At 37.3% G+C, this 19,490-nt stretch carries 23 protein-coding genes, 1 tRNA gene and 1 pseudogene; 16 read left to right on the top strand and 9 right to left on the bottom strand.

Annotated elements, in window-relative coordinates; translation table 11 throughout:
- Positions 1 to 340: 340 nt before the first annotated feature.
- Positions 341 to 1,246 carry a DMT family transporter gene (locus RTR43_RS19570; RefSeq protein WP_312474142.1) on the bottom strand — a complete coding sequence of 302 codons (906 nt, stop codon included), beginning with the start codon at positions 1,244 to 1,246 and terminating at the stop codon, positions 341 to 343.
- A 122-nt stretch (positions 1,247 to 1,368) separates the two neighbouring features.
- Here RTR43_RS19570 and RTR43_RS19575 point away from each other — a divergent pair, with 122 nt between their 5' ends.
- Entirely contained in the window at positions 1,369 to 2,064 is a 696-nt protein-coding gene (locus RTR43_RS19575) for an MgtC/SapB family protein (RefSeq protein ID WP_312474144.1), read from the top strand.
- A gap of 86 nt (positions 2,065 to 2,150) precedes the next feature.
- Positions 2,151 to 2,223: transfer RNA gene (locus tag RTR43_RS19580), tRNA-Ala, on the top strand.
- A 52-nt stretch (positions 2,224 to 2,275) separates the two neighbouring features.
- Here RTR43_RS19580 and RTR43_RS19585 read toward each other — a convergent pair.
- Together RTR43_RS19585 and RTR43_RS19590 are read right to left on the bottom strand one after the other, a co-directional pair.
- Positions 2,276 to 3,508 carry a tyrosine-type recombinase/integrase gene (locus RTR43_RS19585; protein WP_312474146.1) on the bottom strand — a complete coding sequence of 411 codons (1,233 nt, stop codon included), beginning with the start codon at positions 3,506 to 3,508 and terminating at the stop codon, positions 2,276 to 2,278.
- A 6-nt stretch (positions 3,509 to 3,514) separates the two neighbouring features.
- Positions 3,515 to 3,976, bottom strand: coding sequence for a helix-turn-helix domain-containing protein (locus RTR43_RS19590; protein ID WP_312474149.1), 462 nt, complete (start codon positions 3,974 to 3,976; stop codon positions 3,515 to 3,517).
- A 163-nt stretch (positions 3,977 to 4,139) separates the two neighbouring features.
- Here RTR43_RS19590 and RTR43_RS19595 point away from each other — a divergent pair, with 163 nt between their 5' ends.
- The 13 genes from RTR43_RS19595 (at position 4,140) to RTR43_RS19655 (ending at position 12,711) form a co-directional block, all read left to right on the top strand.
- Positions 4,140 to 4,325 (top strand): helix-turn-helix domain-containing protein, encoded by a 186-nt coding sequence (locus tag RTR43_RS19595; RefSeq protein WP_312474151.1) that lies wholly within the window; start codon positions 4,140 to 4,142, stop codon positions 4,323 to 4,325.
- Between the two features lie 2 nt (positions 4,326 to 4,327).
- Positions 4,328 to 4,549, top strand: coding sequence for a hypothetical protein (locus RTR43_RS19600; protein ID WP_312474154.1), 222 nt, complete (start codon positions 4,328 to 4,330; stop codon positions 4,547 to 4,549).
- A gap of 27 nt (positions 4,550 to 4,576) precedes the next feature.
- Positions 4,577 to 4,873 (top strand): hypothetical protein, encoded by a 297-nt coding sequence (locus RTR43_RS19605; protein ID WP_312474156.1) that lies wholly within the window; start codon positions 4,577 to 4,579, stop codon positions 4,871 to 4,873.
- A 90-nt stretch (positions 4,874 to 4,963) separates the two neighbouring features.
- A complete protein-coding gene (locus tag RTR43_RS19610) occupies positions 4,964 to 5,233 on the top strand; it encodes a hypothetical protein (protein ID WP_312474158.1) in 270 nt (89 codons plus the stop codon).
- Positions 5,234 to 5,238: 5 nt separating this feature from the next.
- Positions 5,239 to 5,949 carry a replication protein gene (locus RTR43_RS19615; protein ID WP_312474162.1) on the top strand — a complete coding sequence of 237 codons (711 nt, stop codon included), beginning with the start codon at positions 5,239 to 5,241 and terminating at the stop codon, positions 5,947 to 5,949.
- Positions 5,950 to 5,967: 18 nt separating this feature from the next.
- Positions 5,968 to 6,222, top strand: a complete 255-nt coding sequence (locus RTR43_RS19620) for a hypothetical protein (RefSeq protein WP_312474165.1) — start codon at positions 5,968 to 5,970, stop codon at positions 6,220 to 6,222.
- Between the two features lie 60 nt (positions 6,223 to 6,282).
- Positions 6,283 to 6,654: a hypothetical protein gene (locus tag RTR43_RS19625; RefSeq protein WP_312474167.1), complete on the top strand. Its 372-nt coding sequence runs from the start codon at positions 6,283 to 6,285 to the stop codon at positions 6,652 to 6,654.
- Positions 6,651 to 7,211, top strand: coding sequence for a terminase small subunit (locus tag RTR43_RS19630; RefSeq protein WP_312474169.1), 561 nt, complete (start codon positions 6,651 to 6,653; stop codon positions 7,209 to 7,211). The genes RTR43_RS19625 and RTR43_RS19630 overlap by 4 nt, the downstream gene beginning before the upstream one ends.
- 203 nt (positions 7,212 to 7,414) lie before the next feature.
- Positions 7,415 to 7,765: a hypothetical protein gene (locus RTR43_RS19635; RefSeq protein ID WP_312474172.1), complete on the top strand. Its 351-nt coding sequence runs from the start codon at positions 7,415 to 7,417 to the stop codon at positions 7,763 to 7,765.
- A 162-nt stretch (positions 7,766 to 7,927) separates the two neighbouring features.
- Entirely contained in the window at positions 7,928 to 9,157 is a 1,230-nt protein-coding gene (locus RTR43_RS19640; protein WP_312474174.1) for a phage major capsid protein, read from the top strand.
- Between the two features lie 165 nt (positions 9,158 to 9,322).
- A complete protein-coding gene (gpG, locus tag RTR43_RS19645; protein WP_312474177.1) occupies positions 9,323 to 9,649 on the top strand; it encodes a phage tail assembly chaperone G in 327 nt (108 codons plus the stop codon).
- Between the two features lie 149 nt (positions 9,650 to 9,798).
- Positions 9,799 to 12,513, top strand: coding sequence for a phage tail tape measure protein (locus RTR43_RS19650; protein WP_312474180.1), 2,715 nt, complete (start codon positions 9,799 to 9,801; stop codon positions 12,511 to 12,513).
- 12 nt (positions 12,514 to 12,525) lie between these two features.
- Positions 12,526 to 12,711: a hypothetical protein gene (locus RTR43_RS19655; protein ID WP_312474182.1), complete on the top strand. Its 186-nt coding sequence runs from the start codon at positions 12,526 to 12,528 to the stop codon at positions 12,709 to 12,711.
- Between the two features lie 38 nt (positions 12,712 to 12,749).
- On the opposite strand, the pseudogene RTR43_RS19660 reads toward RTR43_RS19655, so the two are convergent.
- From RTR43_RS19660 to RTR43_RS19670, 3 genes and pseudogenes are all read right to left on the bottom strand, one after another.
- A pseudogene (locus tag RTR43_RS19660) lies at positions 12,750 to 13,393 on the bottom strand (replication-relaxation family protein).
- On the bottom strand, positions 13,393 to 14,553 hold the full coding sequence (locus RTR43_RS19665) for an FtsK/SpoIIIE domain-containing protein (RefSeq protein ID WP_312474185.1): 1,161 nt from the start codon (positions 14,551 to 14,553) through the stop codon (positions 13,393 to 13,395). Before RTR43_RS19665 ends, RTR43_RS19660 begins: the two are co-directional and overlap by 1 nt.
- A 117-nt stretch (positions 14,554 to 14,670) precedes the next feature.
- Positions 14,671 to 15,150, bottom strand: coding sequence for a hypothetical protein (locus RTR43_RS19670; protein WP_312474189.1), 480 nt, complete (start codon positions 15,148 to 15,150; stop codon positions 14,671 to 14,673).
- Between the two features lie 323 nt (positions 15,151 to 15,473).
- Here RTR43_RS19670 and RTR43_RS19675 point away from each other — a divergent pair, with 323 nt between their 5' ends.
- The gene (locus RTR43_RS19675) at positions 15,474 to 15,704 is read left to right on the top strand and encodes a helix-turn-helix transcriptional regulator (protein WP_312474192.1); all 231 of its coding nucleotides are present in this window, start codon (positions 15,474 to 15,476) and stop codon (positions 15,702 to 15,704) included.
- 485 nt (positions 15,705 to 16,189) lie between these two features.
- Here the strand turns inward: RTR43_RS19675 and RTR43_RS19680 are convergent, their stop codons facing one another.
- From RTR43_RS19680 to RTR43_RS19690, 3 genes are read right to left on the bottom strand one after another with little or no spacing between them, the layout of a single operon-like run.
- Entirely contained in the window at positions 16,190 to 17,296 is a 1,107-nt protein-coding gene (locus RTR43_RS19680) for a M24 family metallopeptidase (protein ID WP_312474195.1), read from the bottom strand.
- A 35-nt stretch (positions 17,297 to 17,331) separates the two neighbouring features.
- Positions 17,332 to 18,309, bottom strand: a complete 978-nt coding sequence (locus tag RTR43_RS19685; protein ID WP_312474197.1) for an ornithine cyclodeaminase family protein — start codon at positions 18,307 to 18,309, stop codon at positions 17,332 to 17,334.
- Positions 18,310 to 18,363: 54 nt separating this feature from the next.
- Positions 18,364 to 19,368 (bottom strand): proline racemase family protein, encoded by a 1,005-nt coding sequence (locus tag RTR43_RS19690; protein ID WP_312474200.1) that lies wholly within the window; start codon positions 19,366 to 19,368, stop codon positions 18,364 to 18,366.
- Between the last annotated feature and the right edge of the window lie 122 nt (positions 19,369 to 19,490).

A 19,490-nucleotide genomic window follows, 5' to 3' on the forward strand; every position in this document is an offset into this window, starting at 1 on the left:
TGAAACTAATAATTTTTTTGTTTGTTGACGTTTTTGTTTGTTTAGTTTTCAAAGAGCAATTTTGATTTTCCTCATTAAATCTTATCGATTTTATAAGTACTCGTCTAAGTCTATTTTCTTCCGCCGCTCAAAAGCGACTTCTTTAATTTATCATATCCATCTTCATAATGTCAATAACATTTTTTTATTTCTTTTTTTCGTTATTTGACTCTCTCGAAGAGGACGAGAATTAATATAACACGAAAAAATTATGATTGCAATATAATTTTAAAAGTTTTTTCAAAATGTATATTGCAATCTGCATTCATCTTCTTTTAGGGAAATATATGCTCTCTAACAATCATTGTTCCTTTACACTATTATTTACTTTCAATCTTTTCCTTTCATCCATAACAAAAAGCAGGATTCCACCAATTACAATTCCTCCGCCCACAAGCTGTGTCCAAATAACAAATTCATCTAATAAAAAGTAGGCGAGAATCGCAGCTCCAACTGGCTCGAATAATATAGCCATTGAAATGCTCGAGGTGCTGAGCCATTTTAAAGACCAATTGAACAAGGTGTGTCCAAGTAAGGTAGGGATAAGGGCAAGCAGAATAAAATAAATCCAATCCTTTGATGGATATGGAAATAATGGCTGATTTACCGCCAGTGAATAAATTAAAAGGGTTACTGAACTCATAAAATAAACAACAAATGTATATGTAATAAGAGATAGTCTTTTTCGAACATTTTGACCGAATAATAAATAAGCTGTGACAAATGCGCAAGCAATTAGGGCAAGGGCATCTCCAAATAATGCTGTTCCACTAATTCGGAAGTCCCCCCAACTAATAACGACACTCCCAGCCACTGCAATAATCCCACTAATGATTGCTGTACTGGACAATTTCTCCTTAAAGAAGATATAGGTGCCCACAAAAGCAAATAATGGCTGTAATGTGACCAGGACTGTAGAACTTGCAACCGAAGTGTAGTTTAGAGATTCAAACCACAGAATAAAATGAAAAGCTAATAATATCCCGGCAATTGCGGAAAATAGCCAGTCTTTTTTCGTAATCAGACGCAGTTCTGAAACATGTTTAGTTAAAAATAGGGGTAGCATGAATAGGACAGAAAAAAACAGACGGTAAAAAGCGATTACCCCAGAGGGTGCCGTACTAAGCTTTACAAAAATAGCTGAGGCCGATACGGCAATGACACCAACAGCTAATGCGGCGTAAGGATTTATTTTTGGTTCTTCCATTAGAGTCTCCTTTATGTGTAGAATCAATGTAGGGCTTCCATCAGTTTAATTTAATCCTAAAATATTTTCTATCAGTTTATCAAAACTTCAGTCAATAAACTTAAAAATGGACGTGAATTGATATGAGCAGTATCGATGTTGATATATTAATCAAACTAGGACTATCAGCAGCATTTGGCCTAATCATTGGTCTTGAACGTGAATTAAAGAGAAAGCCTGTTGGACTAAAGACAAGTCTCGTCATTTCCGTTGTAAGCTGTTTGCTGACGATTGTATCGATTCAATCAGCTTATATGTTTCCTAATTCAGATCAAGTAAAAATCACCATGGATCCACTTCGACTTGCAGCTCAAATTGTCTCAGGCATTGGCTTTTTAGGGGCTGGGGTCATTTTAAGAAGAGGGAATGACAGCATTTCCGGGTTGACAACGGCTGCGATGATTTGGGGAGCAGCAGGCATTGGTATTGCAGTAGGTGCCGGCTTTTATGTAGAAGCCTTTGCCGGTGTAGCATTACTTATTATTAGTGTAGAATTAATACCCTTTTTAATGAAAATATTGGGTCCTAAACAATTACGGGAAAAAGAAATTATGCTTCAGCTATTTATAAGAGATCAAGCGCAAATCGATACAGCTATTTCTTTTTTAATAGAGAAAAAATATATTATACGTAGGCTCAAGATAAAAGATTTAGATAACGGGGATCATTTAGTTCAAATATTAGTGGCAGTTGATTATCGAGAAAAGACAACTGAAGTTTATGCAACTGTATCAAATTTAGACGGGGTACAAAAGGTGGAAATAGAAAGTATAAGCTAATGGCGAAAATTTTGTCCCCTATCTTAAAATTTTCTCTTGCAAGAATTTTATAATGCAGATATAATTTCTCTTGTACCAATCATATTGGGGGCTTAGCTCAGCTGGGAGAGTGCTTGCATGGCATGCAAGAGGTCAGGGGTTCGATCCCCCTAGTCTCCATAAAGAAAAACCCTTGTGCTATAAGGGTTTTTTCTTTTTTCATTACTTTAAATTATGATCCGTTTTTATCGATTGTTGACGAATTGTTGACGAAACGATTTGGATCAAATTTATTAAACTGGTCTGCTGTTGCCCGGCTGACCTTTTTTGTTATATGCCCATAAATATCTGAGGTAACTTTCACGCTGGAATGTCCAGCTCTTTTTTGTATTGCTTTCATGTTGGTCCCAGCTTCAATTAATAAAGTTACCATTGTATGACGTAGATCATGAAGACGAATATATTTTAAGTTATTTTTATCAATAAACCTTCTCCATTTTGTTGTTGGTGTTGTATGAAATAAAGGCTTCCCTTTTCCTCCATGAAAAATATACTCCTTATCTCCGCCTTCCCAGTGGTTTCCTAGACAAAGTTTTGTTTGTTTCCAAGCGAGCTTGTATCTTTTTAGGTCCTCCATATACCATTCCGGCATATCTACAATACGAATAGATTTTTTAGTTTTTGGTTTTTTTATAATCGGTTCACCATTTTCCGTTAGAGGAATGTTTTTATCGATTGAAATACATAAAGTTTCAAAATCAATATCAGACCATTGTAATGCGATTAATTCACCGCGTCTAAGACCGCCTAACATTGCTCCCAAAAAGAATAACTTCCACATTATCTCTTCTTTTTCTAAGGCTAAAATTACAAACCTTGCCTCTTCCCCTTCATAATACTCCATTTCCTTTTCCTCGAACTTAGGTTTTGATACCTTTTTAATTGGGTTATCTTTAATCACATTCCATTCTTCCGCTTTATCGAATAACTTTTTTAAAACCCTATAAACATGTGATATCGTTCTGTCGGATAATGTTTCCCCTCGTCCATCTTTTCTAGAACCTTTCTCCCTCAACTGTGAAAATAGGTTGATAATTTGCATTGTATTAAATTTATCTATTCTTATATGGCCAAAAGCCGGTAATATATGATTTTTTAATAATGAATTATATTGATTTATAGTTGTTTGAGAAAACTCCTTAATTAGATATTTCTTTCTCCATTCCTCAACAAATGCAGAGAACAACATTTTTTCAGGGGAAATATACTCCCCTGCTTCTACCTCAATTCTAAACTTGTATAATTCCCCATCTAAATAGTCTTGTAATTTTTTCTTTGTTTTTAATAAAGCCTTATCCTCCACCCTCACTGTTTTTGTCCTTCGTGCCCTATCGCCTTTGGCATTATATCCAGATTCTACAACAAGCAACCAGGAGTTCTCGCCGCGTTTTTGCATACTTGCCATGAAATATTAATCCTCCTTATCCGTTTTAGAAAATAGTGCATCTAAGTAAGATACTATCAATTTACGTTGATTATCGGTTACATAATCTCCTTTGTAAGTAATATCTTTAATTTCAAGATAATTGAATAGATCAAATAGATTTTCTTCATCTTCTTCATTTTCATATCTTTCATCTCTAGTTTTTTTAAATGCTTCATATTCTTCCTCAGACACTAACAATTCACCATCAACCATTATAGTGCCTTCATCAATATACCCAACCTTTTTTAACAAATGTGCATAGTGAATATTAAGGTGTTTAGCGATTTTTATGAGAATTTCCGATGATGGATATTTTTTTAATTTCCCGTTTTCAATTTGTGATAGATAAGGATGGGATACCCCAGAAACTTCTGAAAGCTTAGAAAGCGTTAAGCCAGCATTTTTTCTAAGTTCTTTTATATAGATACCAAATTCAACAACATCCAAAATAACCTACCTCCTTTCAATAACATAATACCCTTTTGTTGGTGAATCAACAATATATACAAAAAAATAAATAAATGTATGTTGACACAGCAACATAAACATATTATATTTGATGTATCAACAATGTTGATGTATCAACAAAAAAATTATGGTGGTGAAAAACATGGAACGAATGACAGTAAAAGAAGCAGCTCCTTACATCGGAGCATCCGAATTCAAATTGCGTGAAATGGTACGTCAAAAGTCAATCCCGCATTATCGTATCGGTAATCGAATTATGTTTCGTAAAGTTACTCTGGATGCGTGGATAGCAAAGCAGGAATACGAAAATGTTTGTGAGGAGGCATAAAAATGAAAAAATTACCCGTGGCTAAACATCTGACCAATCAAGAGTACCAACTGCTTCTAAAAGTTTACGCTGACCATAACCGCAGCATGGGTTTAGAAAAGCGAGCAAAGTACACTCTTTCCAACATCGTGAAGGTTGAAAGAAATCAAGAAGAAAAATGCTTGAATGTTTATTACGGCAATGGTGACTGGTGGCACTATGTATCCAACGGGACTTGGTATTAAAAACTAATTTGAAAGGCAGGAATCGGAATGATTGAAGAAGAGATTAAACAACTAGTTGTTGGGCAATTACTTGAAATGCTGAAAATCGCATTTCACACGGCCAATCTATTTCCGAAAGGCAGTGTTGATTTTAAAACAATTAGCTTTTTGGAGAACGAGATATTTAATGCAATCAAGCAATTCACTGGAATGCCAAAAGAGGAACGCGGGATTTTTGAAGCTGATGAATATGTCAAGATTGCTTTTGAATATGCAACTGGTGATCTATCCAGGGATGAAGCAGTAAACCAAATAATTAATTGGGAAGCGTACCACCAAAAGTGATTAATGTAATCATTTTCGGGGTTAATGTCTACAATTTCGGCATTAATGTAGACATTAACTAGCTAAACAGATGTAAGGGCGGTGATGAAAGTGAAATTTCCAAAACAAGTTATGGGTATCAAATGCAATCTTTGCTCGAGAGAAATTGAAACTGAATGGGAACAGTACACTGAGGATCAGGGCGATTACCATGAATGCAAAGAGTGCTCTTTTATGTCAGGAAGAATTGATGAAAAGACTTATCTCCAATGGAGCGGGCATCCCGGTCGGAATTTATATGCTGGTGTAAATGATGGGAAAGTCGAAATTTGGTCAGGCAGCAAAACGCCTCCTTGGGAGAGGAAAAGAAGAAAAAGGTGAGGTGAATGTCAGGCATACAAAACAATGAATGGTTTACTAAGATTTCCAACCAATCATTAGAGGCGATCCAGAGATATAAATTTACAACAAATCAATTAAAAATCATTTTAGTTGTTTGGCGATACACATATGGATATCAAAGGGAAGAGCATGAATTTTCATTGGGGTTCTTAGAGTCAACAACTAATTTAACAAGGACTAGGGTTAGCGAAAGTTTAAAAGGACTAATAGAAAATAAAGTCCTTTTGGAAATTCAAAAGGGTGGCGGAAGAAAGTCGAAAATACTTTCATTTAACAAAAATTATGATGAATGGCAAATCGAAAAATATTCTTCCACTAGTCTACAAAACGATACTTCTAGAAGTCTACAAAACGATACCTCTAGAGGTCTACAAGACGATACCCAGTATATAAAGAGTAAAGAAATGATAAAGAAAAAAATATACTTGGATTTGCCAATCCAAGGCAGTCTCTTTTTAAAAATTTATAATCAACATTTCTTTAATAAATATCATAAGCAACATATGATGGTCTCCGAAAAAAATCATGAAGTTCTTTTGAAGGAAATTGAAAGAATCGAAGAATTAACGGATCATGAGGAATTTGAGGATATTGTATATTACCATTTTGCTAATTTACCGAAAGACAATAACGGAAACATTCTCGCGTTTATACCAGCATTTCAAAGGTACCTGGAAGAAATAAGGTCTGAATAAATATTAGGAGGAAATTCAATGAATCTTAGTACACTATCAAATTTAGCAGAGACAAAGGCAAAATTAATGGAGTTAGTAGACGTTTTGGTAAACGATGAATTTTACTCCCGTGAAGAAGTAGCGTTCGACATAATTAACAATATTCTTTCACTAAATAACATCGAGAATGATTTAGAAAAAATTTATCTAAACACTGGACATATGAAGCTATATAAAATTTCGGAAAGTAAAGCAGCAGAAAGAGAAAAGAAAGAAACCTCCACTATTTCTTAGTGAAGGTACTAAAATCGAACTATTCTTTTTCATCTAAATTCTAGCATAGAGGTGAAAGGAATGGAACTAGTAAATATTTTAACCACTGCAGATAAGAAAAGGATTCATGCAGCTGTGAGTAAATGCCTTGAACAATACAGAATAGTTAAATCCGTTCTGGCTCTTGAAAGTGAATCGGCATTTTATTCTAGTGAGCAGCATGAAAAATTCATTAAAAAATGTAAAAGGGTTGAAGCAGCAGTAAATGAACTACCTGACCAAGAAAAGTTCCTTATTACCGAGAGATATTTACAACCAGATAGCGACTACATAAGTGACTCCAATGTGTATAAGGAACGCTTTAACCCTTCAATTTCACCAGTTGCTTATACCAAATATAGAAACCGTGCAATTGTAAAGCTTGCCTTTCTTCTAGGAGTTGAATCCATGTGACTAGAAAACGAAAAAGAACAAATAAATTAACGGACAAACAAAAGCTATTCTGTACTTATTACATCAAGTACTACAGTGCCACAAAAGCTTATCAGAAGGCCTATAACTGCTCTTATGACACTGCAAATTCAGAAGGATATAAACACCTTGTAAACCCTTGTATAAAAAGGGAAATAGAAAGATTAAAAGCTAAGCAGCATAAACAAATGTACTTGGATGGAATGGCAGTCATCCAAAAGTACATTGACATTGCATTCGCAGATATCACGGACTTCTTAGAGTATGACAACGGCCATATTAAGTTAAAGGACACTACACAGATTGATGGGACACTGATACAAGAATTAAAGATTAATAAGGATGGCAGCGTGTCACTAAAGCTTAACGACAAGATGAAGGCACTCGAGCAGCTGGGCAAGTACTTTAATTTGTTCTCTGATCAGCAGCACCAACGGCAAATGGATGAAGAGCAATTAAATCTAAATAAAAAGAAATATGAACTGGATAAAAGAATTGTGGAGCTAAGAGAGCGTGAAGAAGAAAAAAACAAGTGGTAACTACCCCCGGGGTTAAAAAAATGCACAAATAGCTGAGGGACCGGAGAGGGGACGCATTTGTGACATAGGCCAAGAAAATTGAAAATCGTCCAAGGTTTTTCGAAAAAGTTTGAAATCGACTTTTATTCCTTGTGGATTGCTATTGTATTCTTTGTATACAAAGTATATAATAAATACAATTAATAGAGTCAGGAGTGATTACTTTGGCAGATAAAGTATTAACAGTCAGGGTTCCAGAAGAGATTGCAGAGAAAATAGAAGGAATTGCCGAAAAACTTAACGAAGAATTCGGTAAGAAATTTTCAACATCGGATATTTTACGCAGTGCTATTGATCGAGATTTAAAACGTGAAGAAGAAATGAAAGATAATTTATTTCTTAAACTCCCTTTTCACAAAGATATGTCAGTTGTAGAAATAAAACATATTTTAGGTTCGTTAAAAGGTATGCAACACACTTTCTCTTTAGATAGTGTAAACGAAGCTATTAAAAAATATGAGGAACATCTGGAATATGCAGAGTTTCTTGAATGGAAAGCTAATAACAAAAAATAATTACGGTGATTTTCTCCCAAAGGAGATTTTCATAAATACGCTCGTGATCGATGTTCACATTGGATAATGTAACCTGGCATTGGATAATGCTTACTGGTCAGTAGAGTTGGAGAACTCAAAAACGAGTAAAAAAACAACTTTAAATTGGCAGGTGAAAAAATCATGGGTAATACAGATCCAGCAACTAGAATCAACGAGATTAAAAAGGAAAAAAAGGACCTAATAAAACGAGGAAAAGCCAGCAATAGTGAGGTTGAAATTCGTCAAATTAGCCTTCAACTAGACGAGCTCAACGAAGAATTAGAGGAAATTCGAGATAGTCAGGAACATGAGGTCAGATACACTCCACAAGGTCAATTAAATCCAATTGCAACCTATGGTTTCGGCTATCAAAATCAACAATCAAATCAACGGTCAGCCGAGAACAGGGAACAATTTGAGCAACGCGCTAACCAATTCACAAGCGGTAAAGCCGTATCTTTCGATATTAATGAATCGGAAATACGGGCCCTTACGATTGGATCCGGAAAGGTAGTTACACCGACTCATTCTAGTAACCAATTAAACCAAGGGTTTAACGAAGTAAGTTCCCTGGTAGATCAAGTTAAATCTATTCCATTACAAGGCGGAGAGGCTTACAAATCTGGATTTATCGTTTCTAGTGGTGATGCTGATTACACCACTGAAGGTGCAGATTATTACGAAAGTGATCCTAAAACAGATTTTGTTCAAATCAATAAGGCTGAGATAACTACTTATTTCGAGGTAAGTGAACAGGTCGCGAAACTTGGCGGAGATTATTACCTAACCTTTGCATTAGGTGCAGCTAGAACAGCAATCCGAAAGAAATTAGCTCAACAAATCTTAGTCGGTACCGGCGGAGCAAACAGCCTTGTTGGTATTTTCAAAGCACCAGCTAATGTTATCCCAACTACATCTGATCTAACCATTACAGCGATTGATGCAGATACACTTGATAAAATCGTATTTGGTTATGGTGGAGATGAGTCTGTGGAAGGTAATTGCTCCTTAATCCTAAATAAGCAAACACTTTCGGATTTTTCAAAATTACGTACTGCAAGCGGTGATCGTTACTACAAGATCAAACTTGATGCTACTGGCAACGCTGGTACAATTAGCAGCCAAGATTCTTTCGAAGTACCGTTCATCATTAATAGTGCGGCGAAAAAATTTGCTGATGCTACGTCTGGTGAGTTCTTTATGGCATATGGTCGGGCATTGGCTTATGAAATGCCTATCTTCTCAGGACTTGATATCCAAGAATCAAGAGATTTCAAGTTTAAGAGTGGTCAAATTTGTATTAAGGGTAGCGTATTTGCTGGTGGTAACGTGTCGAGCTACAAAGGATTTACTCGAATCAAGAAGGCATAAACACCACTTATTTGTTATTAGATCCATATGGATTTAATATATATCTTCTTTTGTTTTAGTAAGGCCAGTTTTTTCTTTCATTCATCTTAAACACTATCATTCCTTTTTTGGAGTCTCTAGTAGACTCCCTTTTTTAAATAAAAATTTATTAGGAGATGTTCAAAAATGGAACTTACATTATTGATCAACGATAAAGAAGAAAAGTTTTTTGCCCCAGCTATTAAAGGTCGTATTTTTCGAAAAGCCCTTGAAATGAATGATAAACTGCATGGCGAATCTATAAATGTCGGAATGATGGATGAATTAATCGAGTTTGTTTGCGAAGCCTTTGGAAGTCAATTTACACCGGATGATGTATGGGATGGACTAGAATTAGCAGGAATGTTCCCAAAGTTGCAGGAAGTATTTAGTGAAGTCGTCAACCAGGCAACGAAAGGTGTAGAAGGTGTCTCAAACTCAAAAAAAGCCAAAAGACCCCCTACGAAACGATAAAAGATTTATATCGAGATTTAATGAAAAACGGCTATAAACTCCACGAAATAGACGAAATGGACATTGGTTTTTATTTTGAGTTGATGTCTGAAACAAGTGCCGAAAAAACTGGATTTATCGATGACGTACTTTAGGAGGTGAGGTGATACATGGCAGAAGATGTTGGATCCTTGCATATTGATTTGACCTTAACCAACGCTGAGTTTAAAAGAGGTCTACAAGACGTCAATAATCGTCTGAAAATCGCTCAATCAGAGTTCAGACTGACTGGTGCCGGCATTAAAAATTTCGGAAACACAATGGACGGCTTAAAGGCTAAATCGAGGTATTTAGAACAGTCTATACAAGTACAAGGGCAGAAAGTAGAACAACTGAAAAATCGTTACGAACAGTTAAAAGCTACAAGAGGAGAAGATGATGCAGCTACTCAGCGAATGTTAGTTGCTTATAATAATGCTCAAGCATCTATGGCTCGTATGAATTCGGAACTGGACGAGATAAATCAGCGAATCCGCACACAATCTAGTGGTTGGTATCAGACGGGCCGGCAATTACAAGTAGTTGGCGATAAAATGAAAGCCGTCGGCGATAAGATGAAAAACATCGGAAAAGACTTATCTATGAAAGTGACAGCGCCTATTGTTGCAGCTGGTGTTGCCGCTTTTAAAACTGCTGTAGATTTTGAATCAGCCTTTGCTGGTGTCCGCAAAACAGTAGATGGAACGGAAGTAGAATTTAAGAAACTTGAATCCGGTATTAGAAAAATGGCTAAAGAAATTCCAGCGACTGCTACGGAAATTGCCGGTGTAGCGGAGGCAGCAGGGCAGCTAGGAATACAAAAAGAAAATATATTAGGCTTTACTCGGACTATGGTGGATTTAGGCGTGGCTACAAACATGACTAGCGATGATGCAGCAACAGCTTTAGCGCGATTTGCGAATATCACGCAAATGCCACAAAAAAACTTTGATAGACTAGGGTCAACAATTGTTGCTCTTGGTAATAATTTAGCCACCACAGAGAGCGAAATTGTCCAAATGGGATTACGTCTTGCGGGTGCCGGACACCAAGTGGGAATGAGTGAAGCTAAAGTACTTTCGTTTGCTGGTGCACTTAGTTCAGTGGGAATTGAAGCAGAAAGTGGCGGTACTGCTTTTTCAAGGGTTATGTTAGAAATGAACACCGCATCATTAAGTGGTGGAACAGCACTCAAGCAATTTGCCAAAGTAGCAGGGATATCATCAAAACAATTTGCTGAGTCATTTAAAAAAGACCCAAGCGAAGCAATTATCGCATTTATCAAAGGTTTGGATAGTATTAAGCAAGGTGGAGGAAATGTTGCAGCTGTACTTGGCGATATGGGACTTGGAGAAATTCGGGTGCGCGATGCTTTAATGAGAGCATCTGGAGCAAGTGCTGTTTTTACGAGATCACTTGAAGTTGGTACAAATGGGTGGAAAGAAAACAACGCTTTAACAAATGAGGCATCTCAACGGTATAAAACAACTGCCTCCCAAATGAAAATTATGGTGAATAAATTAAAAGATATAGGCATTACGCTAGGCAATATTTTAATCCCAATCACAATGAAATTTTTAAATAAACTACAACCGTGGATTGATAAATTCGCCAAATTAAGTGCAAGCTCGCAAAAAGTAATTCTAGCAACAGCTGGCATAGCGGCAGCTATTGGACCGTTACTTGTTGTTGCCGGTACATTTATTTCAAGCATTGGTACTATTGTTGGTGCCTTTGGAGGGCTTTCTATAGCAATTGCTGAAGCTGGTGGATTGGTCGCATGGTTAGCTCCTGCCTTAACAGTTATTACGGGTCCAATCGGAATTACTGTAGCAGCTATAGCAGGGCTAACGGCTGCTTTTGTAGGGTTATATAAGAACAACGAGGCTTTCCGAACAAAGGTTCAAGGAATATGGGAATCTATTAAAAATGCCTTTTCTGTTGCATTAGATTTTATCTGGAATATCGTCCAGTCAGTCATGTCCAATGTGATGACGTTTTTTGGAGAAATACTATCAAAAATCCAAGCTTTTTGGTCTGAAAACGGAAAAGGAATTATGACCATTGTGCAAACTTATTTCGGAATGGTTTGGTCTAATATCCAAATGGTTATGGGGTTTATCCAGGGGGTTTTTCAGAGTGTTTGGCCAATTATTTCCGGAGTTGTTCAAGTTGCTTGGGCATTGATTAAAACAAGTATAAAAAATGCTATTGATTTAATTTTGGGTATCATCCAAGTTTTCGTAAAGATTTTTACTGGTGACTGGAAAGGCGCATGGGAAACAATTAAACAGACGGCAAAAAACATAATGGAAAATATCGTTTCCACCTTTAAAGGCATTGACTTGGTGCAGATTGGAAAAGATATCGTTAACGGTCTTATCAATGGAATAGGCTCTATGGTTGGTGCTGTAAAAGAGAAAATTAAAAGCATTGCTAAGTTAATCCCCGAAGGAATGAAAGATTTTCTTGGAATTCACAGCCCGAGTCGTGTCATGCGTGATCAAGTAGGTAAATGGATCCCAGCAGGGGTTGCAGAAGGGATTAATCAAAACAGTGGTCTAATCAAAGCAGCAGCTAATAGAATGGCTAGTTTTGGAATGCCGGATAGTTTTGCAGCAGGGGTTAGTCAAAGCATAAGTGCAGCTAATGCAGCAGCTAATAGAATGTCTAATACTAACATTTATCATGTTCAAAATGTTACTGCTCCTACAAAGAGTGTAGATCAAAACATTGTTATTCATCCAGCACCGGTTATTTTGGATGGTCGTCAAATAGCTCAAATTCAATATAAACATATTACAGAATTCCAGGTTCTTGATCAGAGAATAGCTAGACTATTTTAAGAGGTGTTGTAAATGTTAGGCAAAAAGAAAGACCTTGGTATAGAAAAGGATATTAAAAAAATGAATCGTATCTATAAGCGTGAGATGGAGCGATTAGATAAACTCGACAAATTTTTGGATGAAACGGAACTAGAAGTGGACCGCTTAAAAGTTTTCTCGACAAACTATGTTAATAAACAAAAAGCTAAGCATGTGTAATGGTCAAGGAAAGGGGTCGGTAATACCGACTCCCTTTTTTATGCTTTCAGTTTTAAAGGACCATTATTTACAATCTCCTTTTTAGGCTCATACATGTTCACCAGTTGCTGAATATTTTGCACCTGGATAAAACGAACATAAGGGCTTTCTAAGTTGTATCTCGTATCCGTCAGCATAAGGACTGTGGGGAACACTTTTTTGTTTTCCGGTTGCCAAGATTCTTTCTTCCATTCATTATTCATAAAATAACTTTCATAGCGGCTTACCTTCTCTTTCATCACCTTATCCGAATAGATAGAACGCTGAATTTCCACAAAAAACGGCGCGCGCTTCCAGATCATGAAGGCATCTGGTTCCATGTAGCCTTTGCCGTATTTAGGTTCAACAATAAAAGACCGTGGCTCCTCAAATTTTAGGAGTCCTTTATAAAACTCCACTATCTTTAGAAAGTGCGGAATCTTTGTAGAATCCTTCTTGATTGGTGATGGTGAAGCAAAATAAACATAGGGTTGCTGCTTGGTACTCACTTCAATATGTCCGTCTCTTCTTAATCGTTTTAATACAGTATTACAGGACGTTACAGGCTGTTTTAGGCCGTTGAAATGTAATTCGATATATCATCCCTTGTCAGGCATCTAAACCGAATAAGGTCGTTTAAAATGGCTAAATCTCTCTTTTTCATTAGTCTAACACCTCGAAAATACCAGTCTCTTTGTTTTCTTTTAGATTCAATACATCTACAGGCGATTTTGAATGTTTATATTCTTTTGGGCACCTGTACCCCTCCAAAAGCTTTTTGGCTTTGTCAATGCTTAGAAAAGGGGCTTGAATTTCCTTTAAATCGTAATCCTTTGTTTTAAGTAACATTCTACCTTCCTTTTTTATCTTTTCACTACCTGGGGTGCCAATGATACGAGAGTTAATTAAATCGGCGCACATAAAGCCCATGCGGACAGTTAAATTGTTTTTTAACTTTCCGTCCAGCACTTTCCTATCTGGCCGCTGCATGGATAGAATAATAAAAACTCCTAAGGCTCTTCCTATCGCGCTTATCTCTTCCACCAGGTCCATGATTTTCTTTTCACTTTGTAATAATGCAACCTCATCAATGCAAACAATTTTATAGGGCAGCTTTTCTTTTAGATCGTCAACATGGGAAACTTCATTCTCGTCTAGTATATCGCCTCTACGCTTCATTTCCCTTTGTAGCGACTGGAATACAGGCATCATTTCACTTGGGGAGACATATACCCCTTGAACGTGCTTAACCTGTCTAAAAACGTGGAATTCAGAGCGTTTCAAGTCACATAGATACAATTCTAGTCGTTCGGGTGGTACAGCTTGAATAAGAGTGGTTATAATGCTTCTAAGTTGTGTGGACTTTCCCGAACCAGTTTCACCAGCAATTAGTAAATGAGGATTCTTTACCAGGTCAAATACTATTAGTTTGCCGTTTAGGTCTACTCCTGCAACGATAGGGAGTGCCATTCCTTCAAAGGAAGGGGAATATAGCTCAAAGTTATAAGTAAGCTCAGATGGAAGCCTATGAGCGTATACGGTGAGGTAAAATTCCTTTACCTCACCTTTTATCTCAATATTTTTACCGAATACTTGATGAAAACAATATTCCTTTTTCTTAATCTCTTTTGGATCCAGTCCAGTAGGAAGTGAGAAGTAGCAAATAGCGGTTTTATGCTCATAATCGAATTTTACTTGTCGAATCTTAGGGTATACCTTTCCAGCGTTATTTCCATATGAGTAACTAATCCCAATGTCAGCATTTCGGAATACCTGGAGGACAGAGGCTTTCATTTTCTGTTTAGCAAGCCATTCTTTAATCATGGAATCACCTCGCGAATCGGATAATTTACGAATCGTGAAATTCACGATTCGTTATAAAAACACTCCTTTTTGATAGGGTCTGAATTTAATTCAGCCCCCTAGTTTCAATCTAGGGAGTTATAAGAACACACCTAACTTTGAAATTAGAATAATAATGGATCCTAACGCAACAAGCGGAAATCCAATTTGTAAGGCTCCAGAAAGGACAGCAGCAATATTTATAATTCCGTTTTCTGCTAACTTCTTTTCGATTAAAGCGACAAGTAGAACGGCACCAGCTGCAAGCATGAAATGAACGTCGAAGAGTGCGAGAGGGTTTATGAAGAGGGAATAGGCGGTTAAGTTGCGACGATAATTATTGTTTTTTAGATCGCCAAACGTTTGGCTTTTTGATTGACGTTCAGACCCCAATCCAAATTTGGATTGAGCGGTATGGTTTCTTGAATTCGCAAGCGATTGCGATTTTAGGCTGTTATGTTGTTGTTGTTGTTGATAGGCTTTTTTAAGCTTTTGTTTAGCTGCTACGTATTCTGGTGAACCTCCTTCACAAAAGGTTTTAAAATCAATCGTTTCTGTATGAGCAAATAGTTTTTTCATGTTGAACACTCCTCGTAATATTCTGATAACTAAATTGTTTATCTCCCCCGGACCCCCTCTCCAGGCCTTCCGGCTCCGCCTCCCTCTAAACAGATTTTAAAATCACGGTCTATGTTGAACTTAGGGCGTCATTACATTGATAGTGATACATTGGTAGGTAACTTGATAAAAACTAAAGTAGATTTTTGATAGCAGCTTTGATAGCTGCCTTGATAAAGCCTATGACGGACTGGTTGTCCATGTTTCCTACAAGTGAAAAAAATTTTATTTGTAGGATTTTCGGACATGGTTATCGAAAAGTAAGGTATTAGGGAGGGGATAATATGCTTGATCAAGGATTAGGAAAACAAAGGTCAAGATTCGGCAGCTTTATTGATAAAAATTCAATATCTCAGCAAGTGCTAGCAGAAAAAAGCGGAGTCAGTAAAAGCACGATCAGTAGGTTGTGTCATCCAGCAGAGCATGAGCCATCCATGAAAAATGCTATGAAGATCATAAAGGTTTTGAAAGAAGCTGGATATATTGTTGATTATGAGGATTTTTGGGGTGTGTAAAAATGTCCGATTACTTCACTATAAATATACCTGGAAAACATGGCGAAATTCGATTAATAGTGCCCAAAAGGAAACCGACAGAAGAGGAATTGAGAAGTTTACATAGGGTAATTGCAGAGACGATGATAAACAGCCTAAAGTCCAAAAATCCCTCCTTCAAAAAGGATAGCTAGAGAATATAATTCACAATGATTTTTGTTGACGAACTGTTGACGAATTTCGTCAACAGCCACAAATTAATAACAATAATCAACAATAACAAGTTGTCAAAAATCCTTAATTACCAACGATTCAACACATCATGACAACATAAAACTTAGGCATACCTTTTCCATGGCATGCAAGAGGTCAGGGGTTCGATCCCCCTAGTCTCCATACGAAATGATGATAGAAAAAGAAGGCCCGTCATAATAAAAATGACGGGCCTTCTTTTGTTATTTTTTTCATTTCCCTAAATTACAATTAAATCCGGCTCACCGTCATTATTATCCCAGCCTAATTAACTCTGTTGGAAAGGTTGTTAGCACTTTTGCTTCTCCATCTTCTCCGATATATACATTTTCTTCGATGCGTACACCGCCGAATCCAGGAATATAAATACCTGGTTCAATGGTAAACAAAAATCCTGGTTCTAACGTCAATTCATTTTTTTCATGGATTGACGGTTCTTCATGCACTTCCATTCCTAAACCATGGCCAACACGGTTATTAAAGTACTGGCCATAACCATTTGCTTTGATTACATTACGGGCGGCGGTATCAACCTTCCCAATCATGACACCTGCTTTTGCTGCTAGAACTCCTTTACGTGTTGCTTCCCGGACGATTTCATAAATCCGCCTCTGTTCTGCTGTTTCCTCTCCTATTACGAATGTGCGTGTGATGTCGGAGCAGTATCCATCCACGATCACGCCCATGTCAATTAATAAGAAATCACCTTTTTTCATTTTCTTTCCATCAGGGCTGCCATGCGGCATCGATGATTTTTCCCCGGATAAAACCGTCGTTGAAAACGAGGGTCCCTCTGCACCGAACTTTCTCATTAAATATTCAAATTCTGCTGTTAATTCCAGCTCAGTCATGCCCTCTTTAACACTTTTGATTCCTTCGCTTAGTACTTTTTCAATTACTTGAACCGCATATTGGACCTTGCTGCACTCATCAGCAGTCTTCCTCATTCGCTGGCCGGAAATAAATTCTCCAACATTTTGATAGCTAAAACGTGAAAAGAAGTGATTGAGCTGTTCTTGTTGAAATAAACTAACATTTTTTGTTTCTAATCCAATCGATTTAACGCCTTCTCCAATCGTTTCTTTTAACACTTTATAAGGATTTAATTCATCTGAGATTGGAACAATCCGTTTTACATACGAGCTTTTCTCTGCATCCTCTTGATCAAGTGCAGGGACAAATAAATAATTGGTTTCATTGCGTAAATCAATGACTAAAGCCATAAAACGCTCAAATGGTTCAGAGTTAAAACCTGTATAGTAAAATACATTTTTAGGCGAATTTACAATTGCTATGTCCACTTGCCGTTCTTTCAAATGCTGAACTAATGCATTCAATCGTATTTGAAACTGCTTGCTCATATAAACACTCCTCTATTGATACGGATATTTGCAACCTACAAGCGAATTCTAGTCCCAACCCCATTTTGAATTGCTTTTTCGTAAACATATTTAGCTACTACAATATCAACAACAGCTAGACCTACTGATTTAAAAATCGTTATTTCTTGTTTGCTTTCTCTTCCGCTTAATTCTCCACTAACGATTTGACCAAGCTCCGCATAAATATCACTTTCCTTATAAACCCCTTCTTTAATCGGGATTTGCAAGTCACCTGTCTCCTCTAATGCTGCTTCTTTTGATTCCACCACTACTTTATCAGCTGTGGAAATGGCATGGGACGGAAGTTCTTGCATTGTTGGTTTGAACGAACCTATTGCATTCACGTGAACGCCCGCTTGTAATGATTCTGAAAAAACAGGAGAAGAAGAGTTTGTTGCAGTGACAATAATATCCGCTTCACAAACTGCTTCATTTGGGTCTGAATATACTTGAACATTCTTATTGAACTTCTTGGTAATGTATTCAGCAAACTCGACAGCTTTTTGTACAGTTCGGTTAGAAACGATAATTCTTTCAATATCCCGAACAGCGAGTACAGATTCTACCAACCCTTCACTTTGTCCCCCTGTGCCAATAACAGATAATGTTTTTGAATCTTGCCTTGCTAAATATTTTGTCGCTACACCAGTCAAAGCGCCAGTTCTGACCATCGTTAGATATGACCCTTCCAAAAGTGCAAGCGGCTCTCCTGTTTCAAAGTCTGATAGCACGACAAGTCCATTTATTGTTTTCTTTCCTATTTTTGTATTATTTGGAGCTACTGTTACGACTTTTAGCCCAACTGTTCCAAGCCCTTCAGCTACTGAAGGCATCACTAACGCTATATTTTGAGCATCAAAGAATGGCAATGCCGCTCGGATTGGGGTCACCGTTCTTGACGCCGAAAACTCCTTTAGAGCACTAGCCGCATGATCAACCACATCATTCATATCTATTAAACTCTTCTGTTCTTCCGCATTAATAACCAGCATATTTCCCCATCCCTCTCTGTTTTTCTGGAACTGGGCCATTCACTTTACAAAAACTCAAGCCAATAAGAACCCTTGTTTCAATGGGTCTCTTGGATCGAAAACAAATTGGTGGAATCCTGTGATAAACGCCTGGCCCGTAACCTTTGGAACAATGGCTTCAAACTTGTCTACCTTTGTCCTCGACAGCACTTCACCAATGAATTGCCCCTCGGTAATACACTCATGGACAAAACACTTACCTTCTTTTAAAACTCCTTGTTCTACTAATGTAGCTAGTCTGGCTGACGTTCCTGTTCCACATGGGGATCGATCGACTTGCTCATCTGCGAAGATGGTCACATTCCGTAAGTCAGCGCCTTCTCCCTTTGGCTCATCGGAAAATATAACACCATATATTCCTTTTAAATCATGTTCAAGCGGGTGCTTCACTTCCATATTGCTTTCAATATATTGTTTGATTTTCCCACCCCATGTTTGAATAGCAGGTAAATCATTGAAATTCACTTTTAAACCAACTTCCTTACTGTTCACTACTGCATAAAAAGCTCCGCCAAAAGCAATATCTACCTGAAATTCATGTCCGTCAATTTTCACCGGAATATCCTTTTTAAAAACAAAGGAAGGAACATTTTCAAATGAAACGGATTCCACTTGGTTTCCATTGTATTTGGCATAGGCAATGACCTCTCCCGCAGGGCTATCAATGACAAACTTTTGTTTGCCATTTGTCATATCGAACATACCCGTTTCAATTCCATATGTTACAACAGCAACGATTCCATGGCCGCACATGGTGCTCCATCCTTCATTATGCATAAACAAGACTCCGAAATCGGCATGCGGACTTGCAGGAGGTGTTATGATACAACCGTACATGCCATGGTGCCCCCGTGGTTCATACATAAGAATCTCTCGTAGATGATCCAAATGCTCCATGCAGTATGCTCGTCTTTCCAATTGAGTGCTGCCTTTTATTTCTGGCAAACCTCCGGTAATAATACGTAATGGCTCACCGTATACATGCATATCAACTGTAGTGTACATTTTAGTAAAGTTCATATTCTTTCTCCCTCCAAATTTTTCTCTACTTTCTTTATATTTCTAAGAATACTCTGTCTTATTTTTTATGTAAGTCTCGTGGACTTTAGACATAGCGAAGTTATTCTTATTAAAAACCTCCG

Origin of the sequence: Neobacillus sp. (assembly GCF_031988165.1) — a bacterium.
Taxonomy (GTDB): domain Bacteria; phylum Bacillota; class Bacilli; order Bacillales; family Cytobacillaceae; genus Neobacillus; species Neobacillus rhizosphaerae.

Bases quoted from the DNA above. Each gene is read 5' to 3' on its own strand.
- RTR43_RS19570 (WP_312474142.1), bottom strand. From the start codon at position 1,246: ATGGAAGAACCAAAAATAAATCCTTACGCCGCATTAGCTGTTGGTGTC.
- RTR43_RS19575 (WP_312474144.1), top strand. From the start codon at position 1,369: ATGAGCAGTATCGATGTTGATATATTAATCAAACTAGGACTATCAGCA.
- RTR43_RS19585 (WP_312474146.1), bottom strand. From the start codon at position 3,508: ATGGCAAGTATGCAAAAACGCGGCGAGAACTCCTGGTTGCTTGTTGTA.
- RTR43_RS19595 (WP_312474151.1), top strand. From the start codon at position 4,140: ATGGAACGAATGACAGTAAAAGAAGCAGCTCCTTACATCGGAGCATCC.
- RTR43_RS19600 (WP_312474154.1), top strand. From the start codon at position 4,328: ATGAAAAAATTACCCGTGGCTAAACATCTGACCAATCAAGAGTACCAA.
- RTR43_RS19605 (WP_312474156.1), top strand. From the start codon at position 4,577: ATGATTGAAGAAGAGATTAAACAACTAGTTGTTGGGCAATTACTTGAA.
- RTR43_RS19615 (WP_312474162.1), top strand. From the start codon at position 5,239: ATGTCAGGCATACAAAACAATGAATGGTTTACTAAGATTTCCAACCAA.
- RTR43_RS19620 (WP_312474165.1), top strand. From the start codon at position 5,968: ATGAATCTTAGTACACTATCAAATTTAGCAGAGACAAAGGCAAAATTA.
- RTR43_RS19625 (WP_312474167.1), top strand. From the start codon at position 6,283: ATGGAACTAGTAAATATTTTAACCACTGCAGATAAGAAAAGGATTCAT.
- RTR43_RS19640 (WP_312474174.1), top strand. From the start codon at position 7,928: ATGGGTAATACAGATCCAGCAACTAGAATCAACGAGATTAAAAAGGAA.
- gpG (WP_312474177.1), top strand. From the start codon at position 9,323: ATGGAACTTACATTATTGATCAACGATAAAGAAGAAAAGTTTTTTGCC.
- RTR43_RS19650 (WP_312474180.1), top strand. From the start codon at position 9,799: ATGGCAGAAGATGTTGGATCCTTGCATATTGATTTGACCTTAACCAAC.
- RTR43_RS19655 (WP_312474182.1), top strand. From the start codon at position 12,526: ATGTTAGGCAAAAAGAAAGACCTTGGTATAGAAAAGGATATTAAAAAA.
- RTR43_RS19665 (WP_312474185.1), bottom strand. From the start codon at position 14,553: ATGATTAAAGAATGGCTTGCTAAACAGAAAATGAAAGCCTCTGTCCTC.
- RTR43_RS19670 (WP_312474189.1), bottom strand. From the start codon at position 15,150: ATGAAAAAACTATTTGCTCATACAGAAACGATTGATTTTAAAACCTTT.
- RTR43_RS19675 (WP_312474192.1), top strand. From the start codon at position 15,474: ATGCTTGATCAAGGATTAGGAAAACAAAGGTCAAGATTCGGCAGCTTT.
- RTR43_RS19680 (WP_312474195.1), bottom strand. From the start codon at position 17,296: ATGAGCAAGCAGTTTCAAATACGATTGAATGCATTAGTTCAGCATTTG.
- RTR43_RS19685 (WP_312474197.1), bottom strand. From the start codon at position 18,309: ATGCTGGTTATTAATGCGGAAGAACAGAAGAGTTTAATAGATATGAAT.
- RTR43_RS19690 (WP_312474200.1), bottom strand. From the start codon at position 19,368: ATGAACTTTACTAAAATGTACACTACAGTTGATATGCATGTATACGGT.